At 34.5% G+C, this 23,512-nt stretch carries 18 protein-coding genes; 10 read left to right on the forward strand and 8 right to left on the reverse strand.

What is annotated here, in order from left to right; genetic code table 11:
- The first annotated feature begins 178 nt into the window (after positions 1 to 178).
- From AC13DP_RS09400 to AC13DP_RS09410, 3 genes are all read left to right on the forward strand, one after another.
- Positions 179 to 1,336 (forward strand): AraC family transcriptional regulator, encoded by a 1,158-nt coding sequence (locus AC13DP_RS09400; RefSeq protein ID WP_483067671.1) that lies wholly within the window; start codon positions 179 to 181, stop codon positions 1,334 to 1,336.
- 131 nt (positions 1,337 to 1,467) lie between these two features.
- A complete protein-coding gene (locus AC13DP_RS09405) occupies positions 1,468 to 1,866 on the forward strand; it encodes a VOC family protein (protein ID WP_228251774.1) in 399 nt (132 codons plus the stop codon).
- A gap of 281 nt (positions 1,867 to 2,147) precedes the next feature.
- Entirely contained in the window at positions 2,148 to 2,873 is a 726-nt protein-coding gene (locus tag AC13DP_RS09410; protein WP_483067672.1) for a Crp/Fnr family transcriptional regulator, read from the forward strand.
- Positions 2,874 to 3,225: 352 nt separating this feature from the next.
- On the opposite strand, the gene AC13DP_RS09415 is transcribed toward AC13DP_RS09410, so the two are convergent.
- The gene (locus tag AC13DP_RS09415; RefSeq protein WP_483067673.1) at positions 3,226 to 4,101 is read right to left on the reverse strand and encodes a DUF808 domain-containing protein; all 876 of its coding nucleotides are present in this window, start codon (positions 4,099 to 4,101) and stop codon (positions 3,226 to 3,228) included.
- 319 nt (positions 4,102 to 4,420) lie between these two features.
- Between AC13DP_RS09415 and AC13DP_RS09420 the strand changes: the two genes are divergently transcribed.
- Both AC13DP_RS09420 and AC13DP_RS09425 read left to right on the forward strand, forming a co-directional pair.
- Complete coding sequence (locus AC13DP_RS09420; RefSeq protein WP_483067733.1) at positions 4,421 to 4,495, forward strand: endonuclease/exonuclease/phosphatase family protein; 75 nt, start codon at positions 4,421 to 4,423, stop codon at positions 4,493 to 4,495.
- 34 nt (positions 4,496 to 4,529) lie between these two features.
- Positions 4,530 to 5,066, forward strand: coding sequence for an endonuclease/exonuclease/phosphatase family protein (locus AC13DP_RS09425; RefSeq protein ID WP_483067674.1), 537 nt, complete (start codon positions 4,530 to 4,532; stop codon positions 5,064 to 5,066).
- Between the two features lie 135 nt (positions 5,067 to 5,201).
- On the opposite strand, the gene AC13DP_RS09430 is transcribed toward AC13DP_RS09425, so the two are convergent.
- The gene (locus tag AC13DP_RS09430) at positions 5,202 to 6,398 is read right to left on the reverse strand and encodes a response regulator (RefSeq protein ID WP_483067675.1); all 1,197 of its coding nucleotides are present in this window, start codon (positions 6,396 to 6,398) and stop codon (positions 5,202 to 5,204) included.
- Positions 6,399 to 6,574: 176 nt separating this feature from the next.
- Between AC13DP_RS09430 and AC13DP_RS09435 the strand changes: the two genes are divergently transcribed.
- The 3 genes from AC13DP_RS09435 to AC13DP_RS09445 are packed head-to-tail and all read left to right on the forward strand — an operon-like array spanning position 6,575 to position 12,433.
- The gene (locus AC13DP_RS09435) at positions 6,575 to 9,664 is read left to right on the forward strand and encodes a hypothetical protein (RefSeq protein ID WP_483067676.1); all 3,090 of its coding nucleotides are present in this window, start codon (positions 6,575 to 6,577) and stop codon (positions 9,662 to 9,664) included.
- Positions 9,664 to 10,890 (forward strand): hypothetical protein, encoded by a 1,227-nt coding sequence (locus AC13DP_RS09440; RefSeq protein WP_228251781.1) that lies wholly within the window; start codon positions 9,664 to 9,666, stop codon positions 10,888 to 10,890. The genes AC13DP_RS09435 and AC13DP_RS09440 overlap by 1 nt, the downstream gene beginning before the upstream one ends.
- Positions 10,880 to 12,433 carry a glycoside hydrolase family 2 TIM barrel-domain containing protein gene (locus tag AC13DP_RS09445; RefSeq protein WP_483067677.1) on the forward strand — a complete coding sequence of 518 codons (1,554 nt, stop codon included), beginning with the start codon at positions 10,880 to 10,882 and terminating at the stop codon, positions 12,431 to 12,433. Before AC13DP_RS09440 ends, AC13DP_RS09445 begins: the two co-directional genes overlap by 11 nt.
- Before the next feature lie 7 nt (positions 12,434 to 12,440).
- On the opposite strand, the gene AC13DP_RS09450 is transcribed toward AC13DP_RS09445, so the two are convergent.
- Positions 12,441 to 13,643 (reverse strand): glycosyltransferase, encoded by a 1,203-nt coding sequence (locus tag AC13DP_RS09450; RefSeq protein ID WP_483067678.1) that lies wholly within the window; start codon positions 13,641 to 13,643, stop codon positions 12,441 to 12,443.
- 131 nt (positions 13,644 to 13,774) lie between these two features.
- Positions 13,775 to 15,022 carry an oligosaccharide flippase family protein gene (locus tag AC13DP_RS09455; protein ID WP_013070547.1) on the reverse strand — a complete coding sequence of 416 codons (1,248 nt, stop codon included), beginning with the start codon at positions 15,020 to 15,022 and terminating at the stop codon, positions 13,775 to 13,777.
- Between the two features lie 148 nt (positions 15,023 to 15,170).
- On the opposite strand from AC13DP_RS09455, the gene AC13DP_RS09460 reads away from it, so the two are divergent.
- Positions 15,171 to 17,231 (forward strand): tetratricopeptide repeat protein, encoded by a 2,061-nt coding sequence (locus AC13DP_RS09460; protein ID WP_483067679.1) that lies wholly within the window; start codon positions 15,171 to 15,173, stop codon positions 17,229 to 17,231.
- A gap of 512 nt (positions 17,232 to 17,743) precedes the next feature.
- Here the strand turns inward: AC13DP_RS09460 and AC13DP_RS09465 are convergent.
- The 3 genes from AC13DP_RS09465 to AC13DP_RS09475 all read right to left on the reverse strand — a co-directional run bounded on the left by AC13DP_RS09465 (position 17,744) and on the right by AC13DP_RS09475 (position 21,348).
- Complete coding sequence (locus AC13DP_RS09465) at positions 17,744 to 18,280, reverse strand: YfiT family bacillithiol transferase (RefSeq protein WP_272956892.1); 537 nt, start codon at positions 18,278 to 18,280, stop codon at positions 17,744 to 17,746.
- Between the two features lie 99 nt (positions 18,281 to 18,379).
- Positions 18,380 to 20,824: a DUF4114 domain-containing protein gene (locus AC13DP_RS09470; RefSeq protein ID WP_272956891.1), complete on the reverse strand. Its 2,445-nt coding sequence runs from the start codon at positions 20,822 to 20,824 to the stop codon at positions 18,380 to 18,382.
- 332 nt (positions 20,825 to 21,156) lie between these two features.
- Positions 21,157 to 21,348, reverse strand: a complete 192-nt coding sequence (locus AC13DP_RS09475; protein WP_272956890.1) for a hypothetical protein — start codon at positions 21,346 to 21,348, stop codon at positions 21,157 to 21,159.
- Between the two features lie 476 nt (positions 21,349 to 21,824).
- Between AC13DP_RS09475 and AC13DP_RS09480 the strand changes: the two genes are divergently transcribed.
- Positions 21,825 to 22,697 (forward strand): glycerophosphodiester phosphodiesterase family protein, encoded by an 873-nt coding sequence (locus AC13DP_RS09480; RefSeq protein WP_483067680.1) that lies wholly within the window; start codon positions 21,825 to 21,827, stop codon positions 22,695 to 22,697.
- 73 nt (positions 22,698 to 22,770) lie between these two features.
- Here AC13DP_RS09480 and hemG read toward each other — a convergent pair whose 3' ends face one another.
- On the reverse strand, positions 22,771 to 23,298 hold the full coding sequence (gene hemG / locus AC13DP_RS09485; protein ID WP_483067681.1) for a menaquinone-dependent protoporphyrinogen IX dehydrogenase: 528 nt from the start codon (positions 23,296 to 23,298) through the stop codon (positions 22,771 to 22,773).
- Positions 23,299 to 23,512: the final 214 nt, after the last annotated feature.

The raw sequence follows: 23,512 nt of genomic DNA on the forward strand, positions 1-23,512 counted from the left end.
ACTTTTTGTAAATAAGCAGACAAAATATATATATTTGGTTTTTAGAAGGCCTATTTATGGATAGACATCATTCTAGTATTTAGTTATATTTATTAGTAATCGATTCTTTTTATCCTAATTTTTAGGAAATGAGATTTTTTAATTTAGAAATTAGGTTGTCAATCTGATTTTATTGGGGATGGACATAACATATAACTTTATCAGTTTTATAGAGTCTTTGGGAGTTATACAAGGATTGCTATTAGGTTTGATGCTGATACTTGTGAGAACCAGAAGAAAAAGGGCTACACACTATTTAGGGCTTTTTATCGTGTTGTTTTCGTTGGAACCAGTGACTAATATTTTGGGAGACCTTAATATTCTAAAATCCTATCCTCAATTAGAACTACTTCCGTTTGGATTTCATTTTTTAGCCTATCCCTTATTCTATATCTATATTCAAAAGGTTTCCATTTTGGAACATAGAAAGACCAGTTACTGGACATTGATACCTGGAATATTGGAGGTGTTAATAGGACTGATAGTTTTCTTTATGCCGGTAAAAACAAAAATGATACTGGTTAATTCAATTTGGGAAAAGATTTACTTTTCAGCAGGCTTAGCCTACACGTTTTTTATATGTATGTTGACATTGAATTGGGTAAGAATGCATCGTAGGGAACTTGAAAATCAATACAGTTTATTGATTCATAAAAACTTGGATTGGGTGCTTTGGTTTGTTTGTGGCAGCATATTTTTTCATTTGTTTTTGTTGGAATATTATTTTTTTGGCAATGAGATTTTATATCTCTTTACAGCTATAGCCAATGTGGTTCTTATATATTGGATATCCTACCAAGGTTTGATGCAACAGAATATCAATAGTTTACAGGAAGAAATGAATGGTTTGATGGTCGAGTCAAGAAAAGATGAGGTTATAGAGAACCAAGGGATGATCGTTGAAACCGGAATTCAGGAGGATTTTAAGAAAAAGCAGGATTTGGTTTCAGAAGAAGAAGTGGGAAATATGCTAAGCGTTATTCATGAGTATATCGAGGCATCTAAATGTTTTACAAAGCAGGATCTCACAATTATTGATTTGGCAGATGCTGTTAACATACACCCAAAGAGAATTTCTTATGCCATCAATAAGGCTTTGGATATTAATTTTAATAATTATATCAATAATTTTAGAGTAGAATATGCCAAAGAACTCTTCCAAAGTGATAAGGCCAAGAATTTATCTGTTGAAGGTATTGGAATGGAGGCCGGCTTTCACTCAAAATCTACTTTCTATACTTCCTTTAATAAATTGGAAGGTACTACCCCGGCAAAGTATAGAAGCTTTGGCTCCTAGTATCAAGTTTGAATTTCCGATATCAATACTTTTTTTTCGACTTTTCTAGATTATTTTGGGACTGTCCTTTCGAAATTTGTAGCATATTAAAACAGTAGATGCTGTATTATTTGCTGTGAAATACAATATCGATGTTAGGACTTCATGATTTAGAATATATTGTAATATTAAAAGTAGCCTCTATAAAAAGATCAAAAGAGTTTTATGCTAAAAAATTGGGGCTCAAGGTTATTTTAAGTGATGATAAGAATCATCGTGTGTTTAAAAATAGACCTCAAATTTGTTTAGATCAGTTAGGTTCACCATCAAAATATACACCACGTCACCTGTGCTCAGGAAGCGCTGAAATTCACTTTTTTTCCAAAAAAACTATACAAGAACTTGAGTATATTTTAGGGGTACAAGAAATTCCCATTATTGCAAACGATAAATACCAAACAGAAGAAGGAGGTGAACAAGAATGTATTTATCTATATGATCCCGATGGTAATTTATTGCGGATAACTGGAGGAGCCAATCCACGCATTTAATTTCGTTGACTTTTATTTTCTGTATTCTTTTGAATGAATACTCAACCGCTAAAGTTTTCAATAGAGAGGACCTCCATCGTCTTTATTTGTATATGTTAAGAAGTCTGATGCATTGATTTTGGGTTTAAAGTGTCCAAATTATGTATTGGCGGGTTTGATTTTCCGAATTCCGAACTTTTCGTACTTCATTTTTCTAGTTATTTTCTTTTGATCCTTAAATCTTTGTAGAGAACATTTTAACAGGTTCATCACTAAACCATAAATCTGCAATACATATAACTATGCAAACTAATAATATTCAATACTTAAGAAGTTTAGAGACTTTGAAAGATTCCAAATTTTTTAAAGATATTCCAAAAGACGCACTAGCTGAATTGATGGAAAAATTAGTGTATAGAAAATGGAGTAAGGGAACCTATTTAAGTGGTACCTACGAACCGCTGCCTTTTTTTTATATTTTAGTTATGGGAAAAATAAAGGAATACCAGGTAGATGAGATTAGTGAAAAGGAACGTATCAATTTTATTTTGTCTGATGGAGACGTTTTTGATGTACTCAACTTATTGGATGACAGGCCCCATAAAATTTACTGGGAAACCCTTGAAGAAACGGAAGTATTAAGGATAACCAAGGAAGATATGCTTCGCTGGATGGATAAATATCCACAAGCACAAAAACACTTATATCAATACATGGCTTCCCATGTGAGAATGTTAGAAGAGATGACCGCCGATCTTTCCATGTGTCCTACACTAGTGCGCTTGTCTAAGTTATTGATTCAGAGTTTTGATATAGATAAGGGGTGTCTAAGTAGGATTGATAACCTACCTAACAGCGAACTGGCAAAATTAATAGGAACCACAAGGGCGGTTTTGAATAGACATATTCAGGAGTTAAAGGGATGCGGAGCCATATCTGTTGAGCGTAAAAAAATAAATATTGAAAATACAGACAGACTATTGATGATAGTACAAAATAGTCATGTACCTATTGCGGCCCGTTGTTAAAGAGCAATTTTAAAGAATTATTTAGTAATATTTCGAGATTATCCGGTACAGCATTCTTTTAATATTGTATCCAAATAAGTATGGGTTTTATCCCATTAGTTTAAAAGTTCTATCAGCTTTTTCTTTTGTTATGCTTTTATAGTGGGCTTATGAGCTATTTGCTAACTATTCAATAAACAAATCTTTTTTTCCAGATTGAAAATTACTTGGTGAAAAGAGTTGCAGGTTAGGGAATAACCGGAAAGGTAAATAATAGTTTATCCGTACACCTTATCCCACATAATACAGCCAAATGCTGGTTATATTGAGGATAAAGAACACCTATAAAATGGTTTGATTAGCTTTAATTACGCTATTTTTTTAAGCTTTTAATGATCCTACTAATTCCTTTAACGACTAGTAATACAATAAACCCTACGATTAGACCTACAAAAAATTCGGTGATAAACGAAGGTATTTTAGGGAAAATACCGTGTAGAAATTCTAAATTATGCACGAAAATTCCTCCTGAAACCAGCATAAGCGCAATAGTACCAAGCACAGAAAGACCTTTGATTACTTTAGGTAAAGCAGTCACTAGAAACTTACCCACCTTATCAGAGAAACTATCATCTTCAGCATTAAGATCTATAAGTTTCCTGCCAAAATCGTCCATTCTTACAATAAGGGCAACAATACCGTAAACACCTACAGTCGCTAAAATTGCGATTAGTGAAACCACAATGATTTTCGTAGGTAGTTCAGCTTCTTCCACAGTGCCAAGCGCGACAATTACAATTTCTACCGATAAAATAAAGTCGGTTAAAATAGCCGATTTTACCTTTTCTTTTTCACGGGCTAAAATTTCTTCTTTCGATAGTTTTTCGGTTCTATCGATTTTTTTATGTTCTTTATGCGGAAAGAAAAATTCGTATATTTTCTCGGCACCTTCATAAGCCAGATAAAGTCCGCCAATCAATAAAATAATATGAATTACTGATGGTAAAAAGGCACTAAGTAAAAAGCCCAGGGGAAGGATAATAAGTTTGTTCAGTAAAGAGCCTTTAGTGATTTTCCATAATACGGGCAATTCCCTGGATGATACAAAACCAGAAGCTTTTTCAGCATTAACTGCAAGATCATCTCCTAAGAGCCCAGCGGTCTTTTTTCCTGCAACTTTACTCATTACTGAAACATCGTCCATTAAAGCTGCGATATCATCTAACAAAGCGAAAAATCCAGAGGCCATACGGTTATAAAATTTTTGGGAAGATAAGATTTATTTCTTTTCCGGTGTATTCAAATTAATATTTCAAAAAATTAATTAATGATTAGTGAATACAATTTTACTATCTAACCTGCATATTTGTATTATGGTAAAAAAATAATGAATAACTCTATTTTTAAAATTATGCAGTGTTTCAGTATAAAATCGGCTTTTCTAATACTTCTATTTTTTAATGTAATTTAATAAAGCCCATTCGCAGAAACTGGTACGTAGTGAAGTTATAGTATTAAGTTATAATATTCATCATGCCAATCCACCTTCGCAATCAGAAGTTATTAATCTGGATACGATTGCCACTATCATAAAAAACAGTAAAGCTGATATTGTAGGCTTACAAGAAGTAGATATATACTGAACGCTCTGGAAAAAAACTACATATAGCCAAGGTGTTGGCCGAAAAAGCTGGATTTGAATACTGGTATTTTTCAAAATCTATCAATTTTCAGGGGGGGGAATACGGAACTGCTATTTTATCAAAATTTCCCCTATCAGATACCATTACTACAAAATTACCGAACCCTAAGAATGCTGAGCCAAGAACACTTTCCCTGGCCAATATTCATATTAATCCCAAGCTGGAAATCAAAATAGCAAATACACATTTAGATTATACCGATGCGTCCAATAATTTAGCTCAGGTCTCAGCTATTCGTAAAATACTATCCTCGGAAGATAAACCAGTGATCATTACCGGAGATTTTAACGTGGTTCCCGAAAGTTCATCGATGAATCATTTACTAGAAATATTTAGTTCTTCCTGTACAGATGTATGTGATTTTACATCTTCGGCACAACAACCGGAAAGCACCATCGATTATATTCTATACAAGAGTAACACAATTGACGTACTGGAACATAAAGTGTTAAAAGAAACATTCGCATCAGATCATTTTCCTGTAAAGGCCAGGTTTTTGATCTACAATTAATCAGGGTTTTAGACATTTTGAACTATAATGGAAGCTTTGATTGAATTTTATTCTGAAATCTAGCTAACAAACCACGCCAATACGGCGTGGTTTAGGGTATATAATAATCTATGAATTTGTAAATAGTAAAGCTTTCTATCCATTCACCTTTTCTGGTTCTATGGCATAATTAAAGTTTTTATTAGGTTTTATTTTTTTTTGTTGATTATAATGAATGGCAATATGCCCAAGCTGAAATACGATTTTAGCAGAATCTTTCATCGATAATTTAGAACCATCTGCATGAATCCATCTTTTTAAAGGCTGCTCACAGATAAAGCCATCTGCTTTTTCAGCTCCAAAGTGCTTTTTTATTCTCATAAAGATTTCTACATCAAAAAGCCATTTTGTAATAAAACGTTCCTGAAAGGCAATTTTTATTACTTCTTTATCCATTATTTTCGCGCCACATTGGGTGTCTTTAAAATTCATTTTTAGAATTTTTCGGATAATATAATTAATCGTTAAGCTAATTATTTGCCTGGCCGATTCTTTCGCGATATTCGCACCCATTCTCGAGATTCGGCTACCACTAACAATTTTAAAGTTTGATGTTTCTATGGTTTTTACCAAGTCATCGAAATCGGTAAGGTCTGTTGATAAATCGGCATCTAAAAATCCTATATAATCTAAATCGGTATAATTGGCCATGTGTAACATTCCTAATCTCACAGCTTCAGCTTTTCCACCATTTTGCTCACAGTCATATACGGTGATATAATCTTCCCTTCCTTTTCTTAATTCCTTTAAAATATGTAAAGTATTGTCTTTACTTCCATCGTTTACAAAGCAAAGGTGATAACCAGAGTGTTTTTCTACAAAATCGGTAAATTCTTTGCTAGATAATCTATCCTCTTCGTTGTAGCAAGGGATTACCACACCAACGCATCTTTTTTGGATGATTGTATTTTTGGAAACCTCCTTTTGGTTTGAAGTTGCACCAATTAATCTTTTTACCCTTGCAGAAACTTCGTCTAAACTAAGGGGCTTTTTCATGTAATCTTCAACACCCAAATCAAAGCTTTCAACGATAAGGTTATCATCGGTATTACCTGATAATACCATGATTGGTGTTTGACTTTTTTGAGTTCCGCGGATATATCTTATAATTTCAATGCCAGAAATTACTGGCATATTGATATCTACAATGACCAAATCTGGTTGAAAGTTATCAAAAATAGCTTTTGCTTTTAAAGCATCTGTTTCGGTTTGCACTTCATATCCCAATTCACTTAAACGTCTCTTTAAAGGAAGAAGCACTAACTGTTGGTCGTCGATGGCTAAAATTTTCATGGTTTTAGAGTGTTTATTCAAGTCAAAAATAGATTGATTTAGAGTGTGTTAGCTTTTTAATTAGATGAAGCTTCCTTTATAGTTAGATGAATGGTTAAATTGTATCGATAAATGGATGGCTTATAGGTTAAACATTCTTTTATATTTATCGTAGTTTTATAAGAGGTATATAACGAATGAAGGAAAAAACTAATAAATACTTAATAGTAGCCCTTATTATTGGTGTTCTTTTTCATGGAACGGCGATTTTCTTTACTATAGAAAATACTTACGATGCCTTAATTCATTTATTCTTTGCAGACCATTATGCTAATAGCTGGTGGGAACCGTGGAACTATGAATGGTATACCGGCTTTACCGTTATGGGGTATCCGCCGCTGGTGCATCAGGCGATGGGATTGTTAAGTTATATTGGCGGACTTAAATTCGGGCTGTTTACGGTTGGGATTATAGCAATAATTCTTTTTATCACTGGGGTCTATCGTTTTTCTTTAATGGTGCTGGGGGATCGTAAAGCAGCCGGATATGCAGCTCTTTTAGCGGTATTCTCTTCATCTTTTGTAGAAACGCTGCATATTTTTGGTCAATTACCCAGCATCGTGGGGGTTTCGGTTTTAATGCACTGTATGCCTGAAATTTATATGTGGATTAAAATCGGAAAAATAGGTTCGCTGGTAAGAGCGATCTCTTTGTTAGCGGTAACAGTGACTTCGCATCATGTAACTCCTATTTTTGGAATGGTCTTTTTTATCTTTCCGTTAATCGGTATGGCGGTAATGGATAATTCCAGAGAAAGAGTAAATAATATAAAAGAAGTTACATTTAAAGTGTTTCTGAAATCTTTTTTTGAAGCTTTTAAGCGTATCGTGGTTTTTGGGGGAATATCGCTGGTCATAATCGTTACCTGTATTTTGCCTTATTGGATCAACTCAAAAAAGAATCCGATTACGCAGGTACCAATACCGCATGGCAGTCGGGATAATTTTCTGGAAATAACATCTTCTGGATTGGTATTCTTTACCATTCCATGGGGAATTTTATTATTTCTGTTACCCTATATTTTTTATCGATACTATTCAAAACGCTATATCTTTTTTGGTCTTTCGTTTACTTTACTGACGATTTTAGGAACCGGGGGAACTACCCCCATTCCAAGAATGATGTTAGGTGATACCGCTTTTAATATTTTAACTTTAGATCGATTTACCCTATGGGCATCGATTATGGCCTTACCGATATTCGGTGAGTTTGGCTATCGTTTTGCTGAAGGTGACTTGCGATGGAAAATCCAAGAGAAATTAGGTGCGGTTTACCATCGTATTCTTGGTGCTGTTTTAGTGGGAATGTTTTTATCCATGACTATTTTTACGATAACACTGGGATATTTTAGGCCCATGCAACCGCAAAAAATTAAAACCTTACCGATCACCAATTTTCTTAATCAGGATCAGCACGATCACTGGCGTTTCTTAACTTTGGGGTTTGGTGACCAGATGGCATGGCTATCAGCACAAACAAATGCATTAACCGTAGATGGAAATTACCATAGCGCCAGGCGTTTGCCCGAATTAACAACCAGGGCAATAGAGCGATTGGAAAATTCAAAATTCCGAGGAGTAGAAGGTATTGGTTCCTTGCAACAGTTTCTTACAGTTCCAGAGAAGTATAACTTAAAATATATATTTTCAAACGATAAGTTTTACGATCCTATTCTATATTTTTCAGGTTGGCAGCGACTTCAGCAGTTAGAAAACGGAATTATGGTTTGGGAAAAATTAAACGTCCCACCACTAAGCAAAATTCTTCCAAAAGAAGATGTACCAGTTTTTCTAAAAATTATGTGGGGCGTGATTCCTATCTTAACCGTACTTATCGCATTTTTTATTAATATCCAGCTAATCTGGTTTCAAACACTTAAAATTAAAATTCCCGAGAAACCCGATTTCCTAAGATTTAAAACCACTTATAATAGCTTTAGTTGGAAACTTATCAAGATTAGTCATCTTTGGGCGGTGATTTTATGTGGCGTTATTTTCTACGGAATTTATCTGTTCTATATTAAAAATGCGACACAGATTAGTGCTGAAAATGTGGTAAGATCTTATTACGATGCACTCGATTTTAAAGAGTTTGAAAGGGCACATTCCTATTTAGATCCCAAAAGCGATGTTACCATTGCGCAGTATATGTTGGAAGTTTCTGTGACCGATGGGATTTTAAGTTCCTATGCAAAAATGGATTCGATTGGGTTAGAGGTTTTGAGCGAGTCTAAAGGCAGAGCAAAAATCTTAGCACATACCCAGTGGATTACTCCACTTGAAAAGATCGATAAAACCTACGAACATGATGTGGTAAAAATTGGCGGAAAATGGTTTATAAAACCAAGTACTTATGATTTGGATATTCCACCAGATCAGTTATTTTCTGATAATCTAACGCAGTTTTATAATCATGGACGTAGAAGGATTACGACGCAGCAAACCTATCATCAGGATGTTTTAAAACAACCGGTTTTAGAGGTGCTTTCTGCAAAACTGGTAAAAAAAGGGGATCGTTATGCAATTATAGGAGAGATTCAGAATGTAGATAATGTTCCTGCAGATGTGGTTATAAAGGGTACACTTTACAACGATGAAAATAAAAAACTTGCGGGTTACAGTGCCAAATACGTTATGAGCCACAAATTGCTTCCTAAGGAAATAAGCAGTTTTAGAGTGGATTTTGAAGGGATTGCCTGGTTGGGAAAAGATGATAAAATACCGGAAACTTTTAATCCGGATGAATTTACACCGGTCGAATTACCCGAACCACCTACAAAATTTAATTTACAGTGTGCGGGAAATGTAGCCAATACCGATTTGTATAAATACGTAGCAGTAGCCGATATAAAATACGAAAAGGATAAAATTTCGGGAACCCTTTTTAATTATGGTATTCAGGAAGTAACCATTCCAGAATTAATTTTTTCGTATTATGACGAAAATAAAGAACTCCTTTGGGTGAATCAGGATTTTATGCGAGAAGGCGTGCGCGTACAGCGAAAACAATATTTTGATTACGATTTACCAAATCTTGAAATGGTAACAATTATTAATTCCTCGATGGAAAATATTTTTGTTAATGGTTTACCCAATAAGGAAATCGCGATAAAAGTAATTCCAGATCGGCAGGTGCAACATCCAAAAGAACAAATGCAGACGCTGGCGGGAAAGGGCTATCATTTTATTAAATTAGAGTTGAATAATTACGTAGGAAATCCAAAATAATGAGTCTAAAAATTAAGATCATCATATTGCTGAGTTTGATTGTTGCAGGCTCTTCTTTTGGATACTTTTACGCTGAAATTGAAGCAGAAAAAATAACGCTTTTAAATGCCAAAAATGAATATATAGCCGGAGAAACAATTCAGTTGAATTTTAATAATATCGATGAAGACTATAAACTGTATCTTCATCATTCCTATTCCAAAATAGTTTTAAAACCTGAGATTGCAGAAAATAAAGGCATTTTTTCGCTGCCTGAATTTTTAAGCTCCAAAAGCGGGGAATTAAACTGGGTTTTACTAAAAAATGAAAAACAGTTAAAAACCGGTAGTTTCGAAATTCTACCTAAAGTAGACTCGAAAACGGTGATTGAAAGTTATTTTGGTCCGCGTAGCATTCAGGCTGGCGATCGTGATTATTCGATGTTAGTCGTGGTCCCAATGGATGCGATGGATAACCCTTTACCCGATAGTACCCGCGTAATGCTCCATAAACAATTTTACGAAGTGATTGATTCCGTAGAAATTTTTACTGAAAAATTAATGGCCTGGAAAAATATTATGGCCTATCGAAAAGCAGGGAATATAAATGTTTCTTCCACGGTTTTAGGGATAAACTCGATCGAATTAACGACCAATGTTTTTCCTTCAAACGCCACCGATTTTCAGATTTCATCCTTTAGAAATCATGATTTTGCTGATGGCAACCAGATTACAGAGTTCACTACTTCAGAAATTAAAGACGAATGGGGAAATACGATTAGCGATGGGACATTGGTTTCATTTTATATCGAGAACGAAGCGGGAATGATACTTACCACTCGGGGAAGTTCCATTGAAGGTATGGCAACGGCAAAAATAATTCATCCCGATCATCCCGATACCTGGAAAATAAAAGGATATGTGACCGGCCTGGCTGAAAGTAATGTCCTTGAAATTAGCTTTAGACAGGCTTTGAAAGATTTTGAAATCGATTTTTATAATAAGAATAGAAGCATTAAAGTGGGGCCTTTGCAAAGTTTTATGCAACAACTGATCCCAGATGGGGCGGTAGTGAAATTATACATTTATCACCAAAATACATTAGTTGAAGTAAAGCAGGAAACCTCAAACAATGGTTTTGTAACTTTTAAACTTCCTAAAAGTTTTTATCCTGAAAACACCTATAGTTTTAAAATCGAAGCTTTGGGTAAAAGTAAAACCACAGACGTATTGAATTATGAAGAATAAGATGAATAAGAATATTTATCGGGCTGGTTTAATCGTCACTTTTGTGGCGCTAAATGCGCTGGTACTTTTTGGGTTAAGCTCGGTGTTAGCATGGTTAAATACTGGAGCCGAGCGCACCGGAATGTTGCATACCGAAGTTTTAAGTAAAGAGGTGTATTTACCAAATATCGAATGGGGAAGTTTAGAGAATCCCGGCCGACCCATGGAAGAACAGACTTTAGGTGAAATTCAGCAGGATTATTTAAATGCCTGGTATGTAAAACACGTGGCGTATAAAACCAATAATCCCTATGGAATTGAAGATTATTATACTGATAGTTCACGCGTAAACCTTTTTAAAACCATTGCGTTTAATAAAGAGAATGATATTCATATAGAGGCTACTACTTTAAACCACCATCCTAAATTAGAATTTTATAGTGCTGATGGACAACTGGTAGTGATTACTGATGATGATGTGATCGAATATCAGGAAGTTTATGAGCAGGATCAAAAGTTATTGACGCATCAGGATACATCTTCGTATAGGGTCATGATGCTTTTGGAAGATGGTTTTTGGCGTATTCGGCATATGGTAAAACAAGCGACTACTTCTCAAGAAGATTCAGTTGTTACAAGTAAGATAGCAGCGGTTAAAGGCAATAAAATTTATGTTCAAAATAATGAATTTCAAATAAAGGGAATCAATTATTATCCAAAGGAATCGCCCTGGGATATGTTTGGAGAAAACTTCAGTAGTGATACGATTGCAAGGGATTTCGAAATTATAAAAAACGCGGGATTAAACAGTATTCGTATTTTTATTCAGTATGAAGATTTTGGCAAAGCTGAAGTGCTTCCGCAAAAATTAGAAAAGCTAAGAAAAGTTGTGGATTTGGCCGAAGAAAATCAATTAAAGGTAGTGGTTACTTTGTTTGATTTTTATGGCGATTATTCTGTTTTAGACTGGACCTTAACGCATCGCCATGCCCAACAGATTGTTTCTTCTTTTAAAGAGCATCCGGCAATTTTGGCCTGGGATTTAAAAAATGAACCTGATCTTGACTTTGATAGTCGTGGGAAAGATTTGGTAGTGCAGTGGTTGTCTCACATAGCTGATGAGATTAAAAAATACGATCCAAACCATTTAATAACTATTGGTTGGTCGTCACCTGAAGCTGCGATAAATTTAAAGAAAGAAGTAGATTTTGTTTCTTTTCATTTTTATAAAGATTTTGAAAAACTGGATTCAGATTTCAAAATTCTAGAGAAAGAAATTCCAAATAAACCTATCGTGATGCAAGAATTTGGGATGAGCTCTTATCACGGTTTATGGAATCCTTTTGGTACCGATGAGGAAGATCAGGCCAATTATCATAAAAAAATGCAAGACTTCTTTAAAAAAGAAAACCTTGCATTTATGTCTTGGACTTTATACGATTTTAAGGAAGTTCCTACAGCGGTAGTGGGGAGGTTGCCATGGAGAAAAAGCAGGCAAAGATTCTTTGGCTTTTTAGACCAGAAAGGAGAACCTAAGCCTGCTTTTAAATATATAACTCACTAACACCAATCTATTGAACTACGCTCATTCCGTTTTTGAAATTTTTATTTTTAATTCGATGAAACTGTTCTAAGTACATATCTGTAATTTTTTCCATAGGTAACGAACAACTAGCTTTATAATTTCTTTTTCCCAGCTCTACTCTATAGCCATCGTTAGAGATAATAGCATCGATTGCTTTGGCCAGAGAATCGGCATTAGAAGGCGTGAAAAACTGCCCACGATAGCCTTCTTCCCTTACCAAAATACCCAGATCTCCTAAATCTGGAAGTACGACCGCTTTCCCGTAGCTGCCGGCCTGGTGTAACACTCCGGAGCTGCCGGTAGTTGAGGTGTAGGGAAATACAACTACCGCACTTTCTCCGAAGATTACCGGTACATCTTTTTCTTCAACGTAACCGGTAAATGTAAGATTAGGGACATTTTTATATTTTTCTTTCATGCTTTCAATATAACCTGGAGTGTTTGGACTATCGGTTCCTGCAATAACAATCTCCATGTCCTGCTTAGAAGTCTTTCTTAACTTCTCGATTGCTTCAATTAAGATTTCTACTTTTTTGTAGGTGCCAAATTTGCCAAAAGTCATGATCTTTTTTGGACCCTTAGGTAGATCGTAACTCGGTTCAGCAGGGGTTTCAAAAGCACCATGCGGAATTAGCATGACGTTTTTCTTTTTATATTTTGACTTTAGGATATACTCATATTTACTAATGGTTACCGCTACAAGATCTGCCTGTAATACCAGTCTTGTAAGGGTAGAACCTATAAGATTATACATTTTTTGCATTAACTTATTCTGAGTGAATCCGGCTTTTTCAAGATCTACGGTTTCCAAAATATTATGCAATAAAACAATTGTAGGTATTCTTTTAATCTTGAAGATCATAGGAAGCATTAAACCTAATGCTGCAGCTACCTTTTTGTCTCCAAACTTCATAAACTGAAGATTGAATAAGATGGCATCTGGTTTCTCAGCGGAAATGGCCTTGTATATATTTGTAATATTGGAATAGCTGTTAAACTTCCAGCAATCTTTAACGGTGATCTTGCAATTGGCATCAAAGTCAATTTGCTTTTCTTCTTCTGTATGATCTGTAATCAATACGATCTCTTCAACCTCATCTTTTAAAGCAAAATGCTTTACCAAATGATATCCATACTCCGTTAAGGTTACTTTACTAGGAGGGAATGCTGTTACAATTGCTAGTTTCATGGTAAATTTGGTTTTAAAATCTCTTTTTGAGAGGAGTTAGTTTTTCGAGGAATTCCTCGTTCATTGTTTAATTATGATTCAAATATCCATTAAAAGCGATCTTTATTTTTTCTTCTTCGATAAATGGTAAATTACTGTAGGTGAGTTTTCTTTTTGTGTTGGTAAAAGAAATAAACAAGTTGAATGAAAAGCAACATCATCATAATAATTATCTGTACAATAACCACCTGATTTAAAGAATTATGAAAGAAAACAATTAATCCTACCTGGCCTAAGCCAAAGACACCAGATAAAGCCACCGGCATATATTTATCGATCGATAGAAAATAATACACAAATACATTAGAGATTGCAAAAAGGGATGTGGCCATAGCATACTTCCATAATAGTGGAGCAATACTAGTGTAGGCTTCTCCAAACATGATGTTTATAATAAATTCAGGGAAGAAAAATGTTACCGTAACTATACTTACTGCTAAAAGGCTTACAAAACCAACATATTTAAAAAGCACGGGTAAGGTATTTTCGCCATTCTTCTTTTTTTGCACTACGGTTGGCAATAAGATCATTACAAACATCCATGCTACAAAGTACACTAATCGTCCTATTAAAGCTAAAGAAGCATATAAGCCTGCGTCATAAGAGTTAAAATAATGTTTTACCAATAAAATATCACTGTTGTTAATGATGATTTGTGTAAGCTCATAGAAAGCAGTGATAGCAATAAAGTTTACAAGATTTTTACGATCGTTCGTTTCTAAAGTTACTTTAGTAAAAAAGTTTCCGCTGTTTTTAAAGGGGATCAGTCCGAAAATGAATGAGATCAAAATTCCAGATGCTATTAAAACAGATGATCCATTAGCCAAAAGCGTTACCAGAAGAAGTGTGATGATCAATCTGCTAAACATTTCGGTTTGATAGGTGGCCGAAAGTTTATAGAAACTTTTACTTCCCTGATAAAATCCTCTGTTTACACTCATTAAGAAGTAAAGTGGTATTCCCACGCCAAATATGATAAACATCCATTTACTATCGGTATTAAAAATCTGCTGTAGTTGTCCCGCAAATAATACCACTGCAAGGGATGCCAATATACCAATGATAAGACTGGCCTTTTTTACATAATTAAGAAAATGAAGTTGTTTTTCAGTTTCATAACCGGCGGTGAACTTTGCAACGGTTAATTGGAACGTCATTGCTATAAAAGACAGTACCAGCAAAAAAGTGATTAATATCGCTGCATTAGCAAATTGCTCTGGGCCTAAAATTCTACCTAACAGTAAATTATATAGGTAGTTTCCTAAATTAACGCCCATTGCACTAAGCATAAAAAACTGTTCGGGTGTTATTTTTCTTACCTTTAGTTGTGATACAGTCATTTTAACTTGGTTTTAGATTAGATATCGGAGCAAATATCCAAGAGATTTCAGTGAAAAGGGATTCTATTTCGTTGAGCGGAAGTTTTATGTAGATGAATGAAGACTAAAACAGACTTAACTTGCAACTACAAAAATTAACCTAGTACCCATGAAAAAACTTAACCTATTATTTTTATTGTTTTTTGGCATTCAGCTATTATCTGCACAAGACATGCAAGAAGGTTTTGGCTATTTAGAGCAAGGAAATTTTGCGAAAGCTGAAACTTTTTTTGAAGCAATCCTTAAAGAGTATCCCGATAACAAAACTGCAAATTTATGTTATGGTAGGGCCGTAGGACTAAATGGGGAACCGCAAAAAGCAACTTCAATTTTTACAGAATTACTGGAAGAATATCCTGGCGATATAGAAATCGAGCTAAATTATGCCGAATCTCTTTTATGGGGAAGTCATTTTAATAAAGCTAAGGAATACTACAGCGATCTTGTGCAAAGATATCCTGAAAATTTTGCGGCACTTTTAGGTTTTGCCAACACCCTTTCTAATTTAAAGGAATATGATAATGCATTGCTTTATGTAAATCGTGCTTTAGAAGCTTCTCCCGGTAATCCAAATGCAATGGTGTCTAAAAAATATATTCGCTTAGGATTTGCCTATCAAAAAATGCAAAATCAGGAGTATGAGCCCGCGATTAGTTTATTAAATAAAAATTTAGAAGATTTTTCTGGTGACCGGGAAACTTTGCTAAATAAAGCCAACATCTATTTGATCACTAAAGAGACCGAAGAAGCAAAAAATGTGTATCTAGAATTGGCTAAAAATGCTAAAGACAGTATTGTAGCGCTAAACGGAATGGCTATAGCTGCACATATTGCAGAAAATGAAAAAGAAGCTCAGTCGCTTGCGGGAAAAGCGATTGAAAAAGCCGAGGTTTTAGGCGATTCAACTTCGCTCCAGGCATCCAGAGAGCGTTATGCTCAAACTCTTGTATGGAACAAAGATTTTGAGAATGCTGAAGCTTATATTTCAGAATTAATAACTACCTATGGCGAAGAGAACTGGGTACTATCACTACGCGCTACTTTAGGAATGTATAGAAGTGATTTTAAAGAAAGCATTGCCGATTATCAGCAAATACTAGAAAAAGATACCGCTTCGTTTGATGGAAATTTAGGGATTGCCAATGCCTATTTCGCAGATGGAGAGACCAAAAATGCCTACGATGCGGCTTATCAAACTTTAAGGGTTTTTCCCAATCAAAAAGATGCGACTAATTTTATAGGAAAGTTAGACCGCAGTTTTACTCCAGTAATAGAAGAAAAAATAAATTATACGTTCGATAATGGGGATAATAAGGCCTATGCTACAAACACCAATATTGAATTTCCGGTAAGTACAAAATTAAGCTTTAATGCCAATTACAACTATCGAAAAACCAGAAATAGTATTACTGAAAATGAAGCTTCCTCTAACAATTTCAGTTTAGGTGGTAGCTATAAATTTCATCCAAAAGCGAGGTTTCATGTTTTAGGCGGAATTAATTCGGCGAACTCTTTTAGTAATAATTACAACCAGTTTTTGGCTCAGGCTTTCTTCAAAATTAAGCCTTATAAATTGCAAGATTTAGAAGTTGGTTATAATCGCGAAGTACAAAACTTTAATGCCGATCTTTTAGATCGTGAAATTGTAGTGAATAATTACTACATGAATTATAATATGGGCACCAATTTTAATTTGGGATGGTTTACGCAGTATTATTATAGTTCACAGAGTGATGAGAATAGCAGAAATTTGTTGTTCACCTCGTTATATTATAATTTTTTATCCAAGCCGGTATTAAAAGGTGGGATTAATTATCAATTTTTGAGTTTTAAAAATCAGGTGCCTACGATTTATTTTAGTCCGTCGCGATTTAATGCAGTTGAGGTATTTGCTGACTTCCTGATGGATGAAAATGCGGTAGAAACCAAAGGTTTGTTTTATGGTTTAACAGCTGCGGTAGGTTACCAGTTTATCGAAGATGATCCTAAACAATCAACCTATCGTATCCAGGGGAAATTCGGGTATAAGTTTTCAGAGCGTTGTTTAGCGAATTTTTATGGCACTCGAAGTAACATTGCTTCAGCCACTGCTGCGGGATTTACATTTACTGAAATTGGGTTCCGATTGAAATGGATATTTTTGAATAAACCGGTTTTTGAGACGAAGTGAGAATGATCTGAGTTATTAAAAGTACTAGAGTAGAGGCTCACTTTACATCGCAACTTTGTTCATCTGTGAAGTAAAGTAAAAAGCTTTTTATTTCATGTGTTAGCAGATGGCTTTACATTATTCTTTGATAGAATTCATAAATGAGGTTTTTTTCTTCTCCAGAAGATTGAGGCCAAACCCATAAGTACAGATGAAAAAGTAATATCTGCATAAGAATAAACCCAATAATTATAACTCGATTACTTTTTCCGGTCATAGATCTTACTAAAATTAAAGTAAGTATAAGATTTAATGAAATATTACAAGGGATAGATAATATTCTGCTCAACCCAGTTTGGGGAAATATTTTAACTAGAAAATACATTTCTGCCGCACAAACTAACGTTGAGATTATACTTATTTTGACCGAAAGTTTCATTTTTTTCAGTTGGTTATGGGCTATTAATTATCAAATAAAAAGAGGTCTTAAAATATCGAAAACCGATATTTTAAGACCTCTTTTCTATTCTATCTTACTCAAATTTCCCCTGAAATTTAATCGCCTGTTCGATATGCGCCAGGTGATGATTAGAATGCCAGGCATACATACCAATGGCAGTTTTCAATGTATATTTTTGTTGTCTTTCAGGATGGTAAAAGGTTTTTTTCAAATCATCTTCTGTAAAATTATCGATTAATTTTATCCAACGATGATGTAAGCCTTCCAATAATATCAGGCTTTGCTGAATATCGCACGAATAATCATCCAATTCTGCCCAAGCGGTTTCATCGTAACCTCTAATCGACGGATCATCCTCGGTTAAGGCAATTTTAAACCTGATGATGCTATTCATGTGGCTATCTGCCAAATGATGAATCACCTGTTTAATCGTCCAGCCTTCTGGTCGATACTGCCAGGACAATGCTTCTTCAGCAAGATTATTGGTGATATTCTTTATTTTGGAAGGTAATTCTGCAATGTCTTTTGTCCAGATTTCAAGCTGTTCTGAAGTAGTTTCTGAAGGATTTTGGAAAGTGCCAATAGGGTATTTTAGTTGCTCGATATTCATAATACAAAAGATTAAAAAACGAATGTAATAAAAAAGAAAATGCCGGGTAACCACTCCCGGCACTTTCACTCATAACTAACCTAACCAACTAACCAATCATTAGTTTACCACTAATCCTATTTGGGATTTATCCTTATTATCTACGATAATTATACTGTTATAGATTCCCGGTGGGACGCTTTTTAATTGTATCGGGATTTCTATTTTTCCGTTATCCAACTCGTATTCTTTATGATGTACCATTTTACCTCCCATATCAAAGATCATCACCTTCGCTTTTTTTCCTGATTTTGGTAAAACAAGACTTGTATTATTTCTAAAAGGATTTGGATAATTATAAGCTTTCTTTACAGGAGTATCCACTACTGCAATAGGTTTTTCCTGCGAAGGAATTTCCCTGAAGTTTGTGAATTGAACATTTTCAATGTTTACACTAAATTGCTGAAATGCGGTATAATTCCCCTGTACTGAAAATACTACCCCTTTTAACGGCTCGCCTTTAAAACCTTCAGCATCATTGCGAAAATCTGATAATTTTAGGTTGTAGGTTTTTCCTTCTTCATTCGTATTTATGGCGTAACGATATCTTTTATTCCAATCTGTTAAGCCTTCGGTTACCAAAATCACTTCAATCGGAAGATTACTTTTTGTAATAAATTCTAAGGCTTCAAAACCATCAGTATAAAATTGCTGATCTCCGGCTAAAATATTTCTGAAAACATTTAAAGTTCCATAAATCTCACCACTTACATTTACGTTTCTTTCGATTTGATAAGAATTGTTGCTGAAATTATCTAATTTAGATTCAGTAATACTGAATGAATTGATGATTGTTTCTGATTCACTATAATCTACTCCCCATGGCCCATCGGCTAAATAAAGTGCATCTGATTTTGGGGAATTATTTCCTTGAATTTCCAGTCCTACATCGAATAAACTTCCGGCATTTACCATAATTTCTTCTTCATAATCTGAAGTTAATCCAAGATTTTGATTGAATGCAGTTGATGAAGCGACCTCGGTAGCACGCATATTTCCCTGAAGCTTAACCGCTGCGGCACCCGAATTATTTTTGATCTTCAGATGTAATTGCCCATTTTTATAAACTCCTTTTTTTACAAAAACACTGGGAATCTCACTTTCGTCAGTATTAAAACTCAAACCATTTGCTGTTTTAAAGGTGTCGATAACATGTTTTGCCAAGGTGCTTACCTGTCCCATAGAACCTCCCCAAATTTGAAAGTTTGCATAATCTCCTTTTGGATAATCCCCAATATTCCAGAAACTGTATAGTTTATTTCCCGCCGATCCGTTAAGCTGAATGGAAAAGTTGAGAGCATATTCTAATTGCCCGCTGGCTCTAAGGATTTTAATCATAATAATTTCATGTCCGGCTAATTTTATAGTCCGTATATCTTCTAAACTCGAACTATTTAATCGGTCACAAATTACTTTGGAGTGATCGTAAATGCCGTTATCGGTTAAGGTTGCTAAAGCGGCAGCGATACGTTTATCACCCTCATAGTAATCTACCGAAAATATTTCTTTAGCATTGGTAATCGAAAGAAGATCCTCTGGGCTGGATTCATAAGATTGCTCAGAACCAAACATGCCGGTTTCTGGTAGTAGGGATTCCAGATTCACCTGAGAGTTTTTCATAAATGGGCCCTGCGCTTTATATTTTGATTGTTTACGCTTACTATCTTTAAAGTTGTTTTCTTTAATTCGGTTAAAGTTTCTTTTGGCAATTAGCGAGGCTAGATCACCATTACTTTCCAGACCGCCAAGATTGGCAGAGCTTACATCGGTAGCAGATTTTATATCTACGTAATTTGCTGTTCTAATCGCATCGTAAGGATTTGCAGTTACATAAAATAGGGCATCATTAAAATCCTGATCGCAACTTGCATAATCTCTTCTTATATCCTCGAATCCAAGGATGAAGCGTTCGTTTTCTGGATCGGCAAGTAGCACGTTGTGATTTCTTAATTCAGGATCCGCTTCAGGATTATAATCAGGATTGGAGAATAACTGCCATTGCCCGGCGGTAACATACCCTTTCCAGCCGTTAGCTAAAAGCACCCATCCAATGCCCGTCCCCGCTTTAAAATCACCGATTCTAACTTTATATCCTGCACGAAGTCCGCCTCCAGATCCGCCTTCAGAAACATTAGGGAAAATAATAGTAATATCTTCTGGCAACGGCTTTTTTACTTTTGGTGCATTGATATCATAAGTGTAAAATCCTAGTACATTTTTGTAGCCTGCGCCTTCCTTTACAAAAGTAACCCATACGGCGGCATCTTTATCTAATATTAGATCGGTATCATAACCTGCAGTGATGTAATGTGGATTGTAATCTGGAACCGGATAACCTTCGGGCAGGGCATCCATGATCATTTTCATGGTCTCAGTACTTATGTCATCACGACCCTCTAAATAATCGGGTACTCCCTGGCTATCATAGGTTCCTAAAAACTGGTAGTTTTGTGCAGTTGCGATAAAGGAAACTAAAAGACTGAGAAAAAGTAATTTTCGCTTCATAACCTGGTTGATTTATAACACGAAAATAAATGAGTTCCAGGCGATCGCTTTTTTTTATCGACAGGTTATTTTTTACTATCGGTGAATGACATAGTATTTTGGATGAATTGTAGTAGGGAGAAAGAGGATTATAAGAAGAAGCGTGTTTGTAGATAGGACTTATCAAATACTTACTCGATCATAGATATAAATTCAGGGTCTCGATGATTATCGTGATGCTTTGAAATAAAAATGATTTTTTAAGAATAGCTTGTAGGCTTACCCCAAGGTAATTTACTAAAATAGTTTAATTTAAGGCCTGTACTTTATAGAGCACAGGCCTTAAATCTGCGCTAGTCTATAAGGTTAACAACTACGATAAGTACGTAGTTATCACGCCTATTTAAAGAAAGATCTACGGATTGAATATGATATTCACCATTCAGGTGGTTTAGCATTCGTTCTTTTATAAGACTTTCTATTATAAATGGATTTTCGAAGTCTATAGGCTCTAATATTTCGAGATTAAATGTCTTGTTGTTCATTTTTCTTTTTTTTAGATAATACTCTGTAAGGTTAATGCTTGTTTGCATACTTTTATTGTAGCCAGAGGCTAATTTTTTTCGGCGCAATGTTACTATATAAAAGCAAACTTTATAAGTTTTTAAATGATTTTTTTTGTCTATTAAATTTATGTTTCTAGAAGTCTGATAAAAAGGGAGTAAGCCTAATATTGAATTAACATTTGGTAACTTTCGTATAACTTATAATGCTATGGATTCGAATATTTTCGTACTAACAAAAAACTTTTCTTCATATTTAACAGTTTAGTGCATTAACAAAAAAGTGGGAAGAATTTAGTTCTTCCTACTTTTTAAGACCACGAAGAAAAGCAAAAATTGTTAGCAGATAAATGACCAGGCTCATAGTTTAATTTGGTAAGAAAAACTAAGTTTAAAAATGACGATTCTAATCTGGAATAGAAATTAAGGGATTAATAAAAGCTAAGCGATTTTTTAAGATGATAAGATATAAAGTTTTATTAGTTGTATTACTTATTTTTGAATGCTGTAAAGCACAGGACCTTAGTGCCTTCCAATATGCCAAAGAAGGTCTTTTTAATCCTTCGCCATCGGTAATACTGGTCGCAGCACATCGCGGAATGCATGTTAATTATCCAGAAAATTCTATTCCCGCAATTCAGGATGCAATAGATCATCATATTGATATCGTAGAAATTGATGTGCAAATAACTAAAGATGGCATTCCTATTCTTATGCATGATCAAACTATCGATCGAATGACAACCGGAACAGGAAAAATAAGGAAACTTACGTATGCAGAAATTTGCGAATTCAATCTAGTCGATAATCAGGGAAACGAAACACCTTTTTCTGTACCAAGTCTTGCCGAAGTTCTGATGTTGAGTAAAGACAAAATTTTACTCGATTTAGATCTGAAATTAAATACCAGAAACTTGAAAAAAGTACTTGATGTTATAAAAGAACAAGAGGCTGTTAATTCGGTTGTATTTTATGAAAGCAGACATCATGTAATGAGAAAAATCAATAAATATTTACCTTCTGCTATGCGAATGACCAAGGTAAGTATGAATCGCAGAGCGATTAAAAGAGCAATGCTAAATGTAGACCCGGATATTGTACACTTAGGGAATTCAGAACGGGATAGAAACCCTGCTTTGATTAAAAAAGTACAGCAATATTATAAAAAGCCCGTTTTTGCGAATGCATTAGGAAAACTTGATAAGGCGGCTGAACAAAATCCAGATACTTTAGAGTATTTTTTAAATAAAGGCATTAATATTATCCAAACCGACAGGCCAGATATTGTTTTAGAATATTTAATAGCCAGGGAAAGACATCTTCGATTTTAAGGGGATATGTTTAAAATCCCTTTATTTACATAGTCATTCTAAGAAAGGTAAAATAGACTTTTTTCATCGCCTTTTAGGTAGTAAGAATTTTCTGGGAAAAAGCTTTAACACGGTTCCAATCAGTAAATTCAATGGGTTGATTTGTTTTTGTAGGACCATTTGTCATTTTCATGATCATTTTAATAAGCATACGATCAACAAAAGAATAGGATTGATAATCTAATCTTCCGGCAAAAACATCTATTAATTTTGGTTGCCATGTTGTGGCATTAAAGAATTTAATAACATACGGATTGGTATTATAATGACTTTTCTCTGGTTTTCTGGCTACTAAATTCACCGAGAAAAAAGCAGCATTGGTATTTTCCAACTCATTTTTATGCGTTTCAATAAATTCAGTTACTTTTTTATTGTGCTTGCCATAGCGAATACTGGCACCTATTACGAAAATGGAATATTTGGAGATTGAACTTTTAAAGTCATTAATATCGAATAATTCGGTTTTAAAACCTGCATTTTCTATATGGGTGACAATTTCTTTACAGATTTTAAGGGTTTGTCCATCTACGCTAGAATATAATATTCCCACTGTTTTTTCCATTTTTTAAGCTTTTGAAAACTTAACTTATTAGCAAAATATGTCTTTTGCCATGACTTTATTTTAAGCTTTAAATTACTGAAATTTTGCCAGATTTAAACACTTAAAAGGGGTGTTTTCAGATAGCTATAATTTTTTGTAAGGTTTAGAATTTAATGCTACTTAATATATACCAAAATTGGTATGATCCAATCAAATAAGAATTAATCTTGCTATT

This window comes from Zunongwangia sp. L-65 (assembly GCF_056859415.1).

Coding starts and splice junctions, on each gene's coding strand:
- AC13DP_RS09400 (WP_483067671.1), top strand. CDS start 179: ATGGACATAACATATAACTTTATCAGTTTTATAGAGTCTTTGGGAGTT.
- AC13DP_RS09405 (WP_228251774.1), top strand. CDS start 1,468: ATGTTAGGACTTCATGATTTAGAATATATTGTAATATTAAAAGTAGCC.
- AC13DP_RS09410 (WP_483067672.1), top strand. CDS start 2,148: ATGCAAACTAATAATATTCAATACTTAAGAAGTTTAGAGACTTTGAAA.
- AC13DP_RS09415 (WP_483067673.1), bottom strand. CDS start 4,101: ATGGCCTCTGGATTTTTCGCTTTGTTAGATGATATCGCAGCTTTAATG.
- AC13DP_RS09430 (WP_483067675.1), bottom strand. CDS start 6,398: ATGAAAATTTTAGCCATCGACGACCAACAGTTAGTGCTTCTTCCTTTA.
- AC13DP_RS09435 (WP_483067676.1), top strand. CDS start 6,575: ATGAAGGAAAAAACTAATAAATACTTAATAGTAGCCCTTATTATTGGT.
- AC13DP_RS09440 (WP_228251781.1), top strand. CDS start 9,664: ATGAGTCTAAAAATTAAGATCATCATATTGCTGAGTTTGATTGTTGCA.
- AC13DP_RS09445 (WP_483067677.1), top strand. CDS start 10,880: ATGAAGAATAAGATGAATAAGAATATTTATCGGGCTGGTTTAATCGTC.
- AC13DP_RS09450 (WP_483067678.1), bottom strand. CDS start 13,643: ATGAAACTAGCAATTGTAACAGCATTCCCTCCTAGTAAAGTAACCTTA.
- AC13DP_RS09455 (WP_013070547.1), bottom strand. CDS start 15,022: ATGACTGTATCACAACTAAAGGTAAGAAAAATAACACCCGAACAGTTT.
- AC13DP_RS09460 (WP_483067679.1), top strand. CDS start 15,171: ATGAAAAAACTTAACCTATTATTTTTATTGTTTTTTGGCATTCAGCTA.
- AC13DP_RS09465 (WP_272956892.1), bottom strand. CDS start 18,280: ATGAATATCGAGCAACTAAAATACCCTATTGGCACTTTCCAAAATCCT.
- AC13DP_RS09470 (WP_272956891.1), bottom strand. CDS start 20,824: ATGAAGCGAAAATTACTTTTTCTCAGTCTTTTAGTTTCCTTTATCGCA.
- AC13DP_RS09475 (WP_272956890.1), bottom strand. CDS start 21,348: ATGAACAACAAGACATTTAATCTCGAAATATTAGAGCCTATAGACTTC.
- AC13DP_RS09480 (WP_483067680.1), top strand. CDS start 21,825: ATGATAAGATATAAAGTTTTATTAGTTGTATTACTTATTTTTGAATGC.
- hemG (WP_483067681.1), bottom strand. CDS start 23,298: ATGGAAAAAACAGTGGGAATATTATATTCTAGCGTAGATGGACAAACC.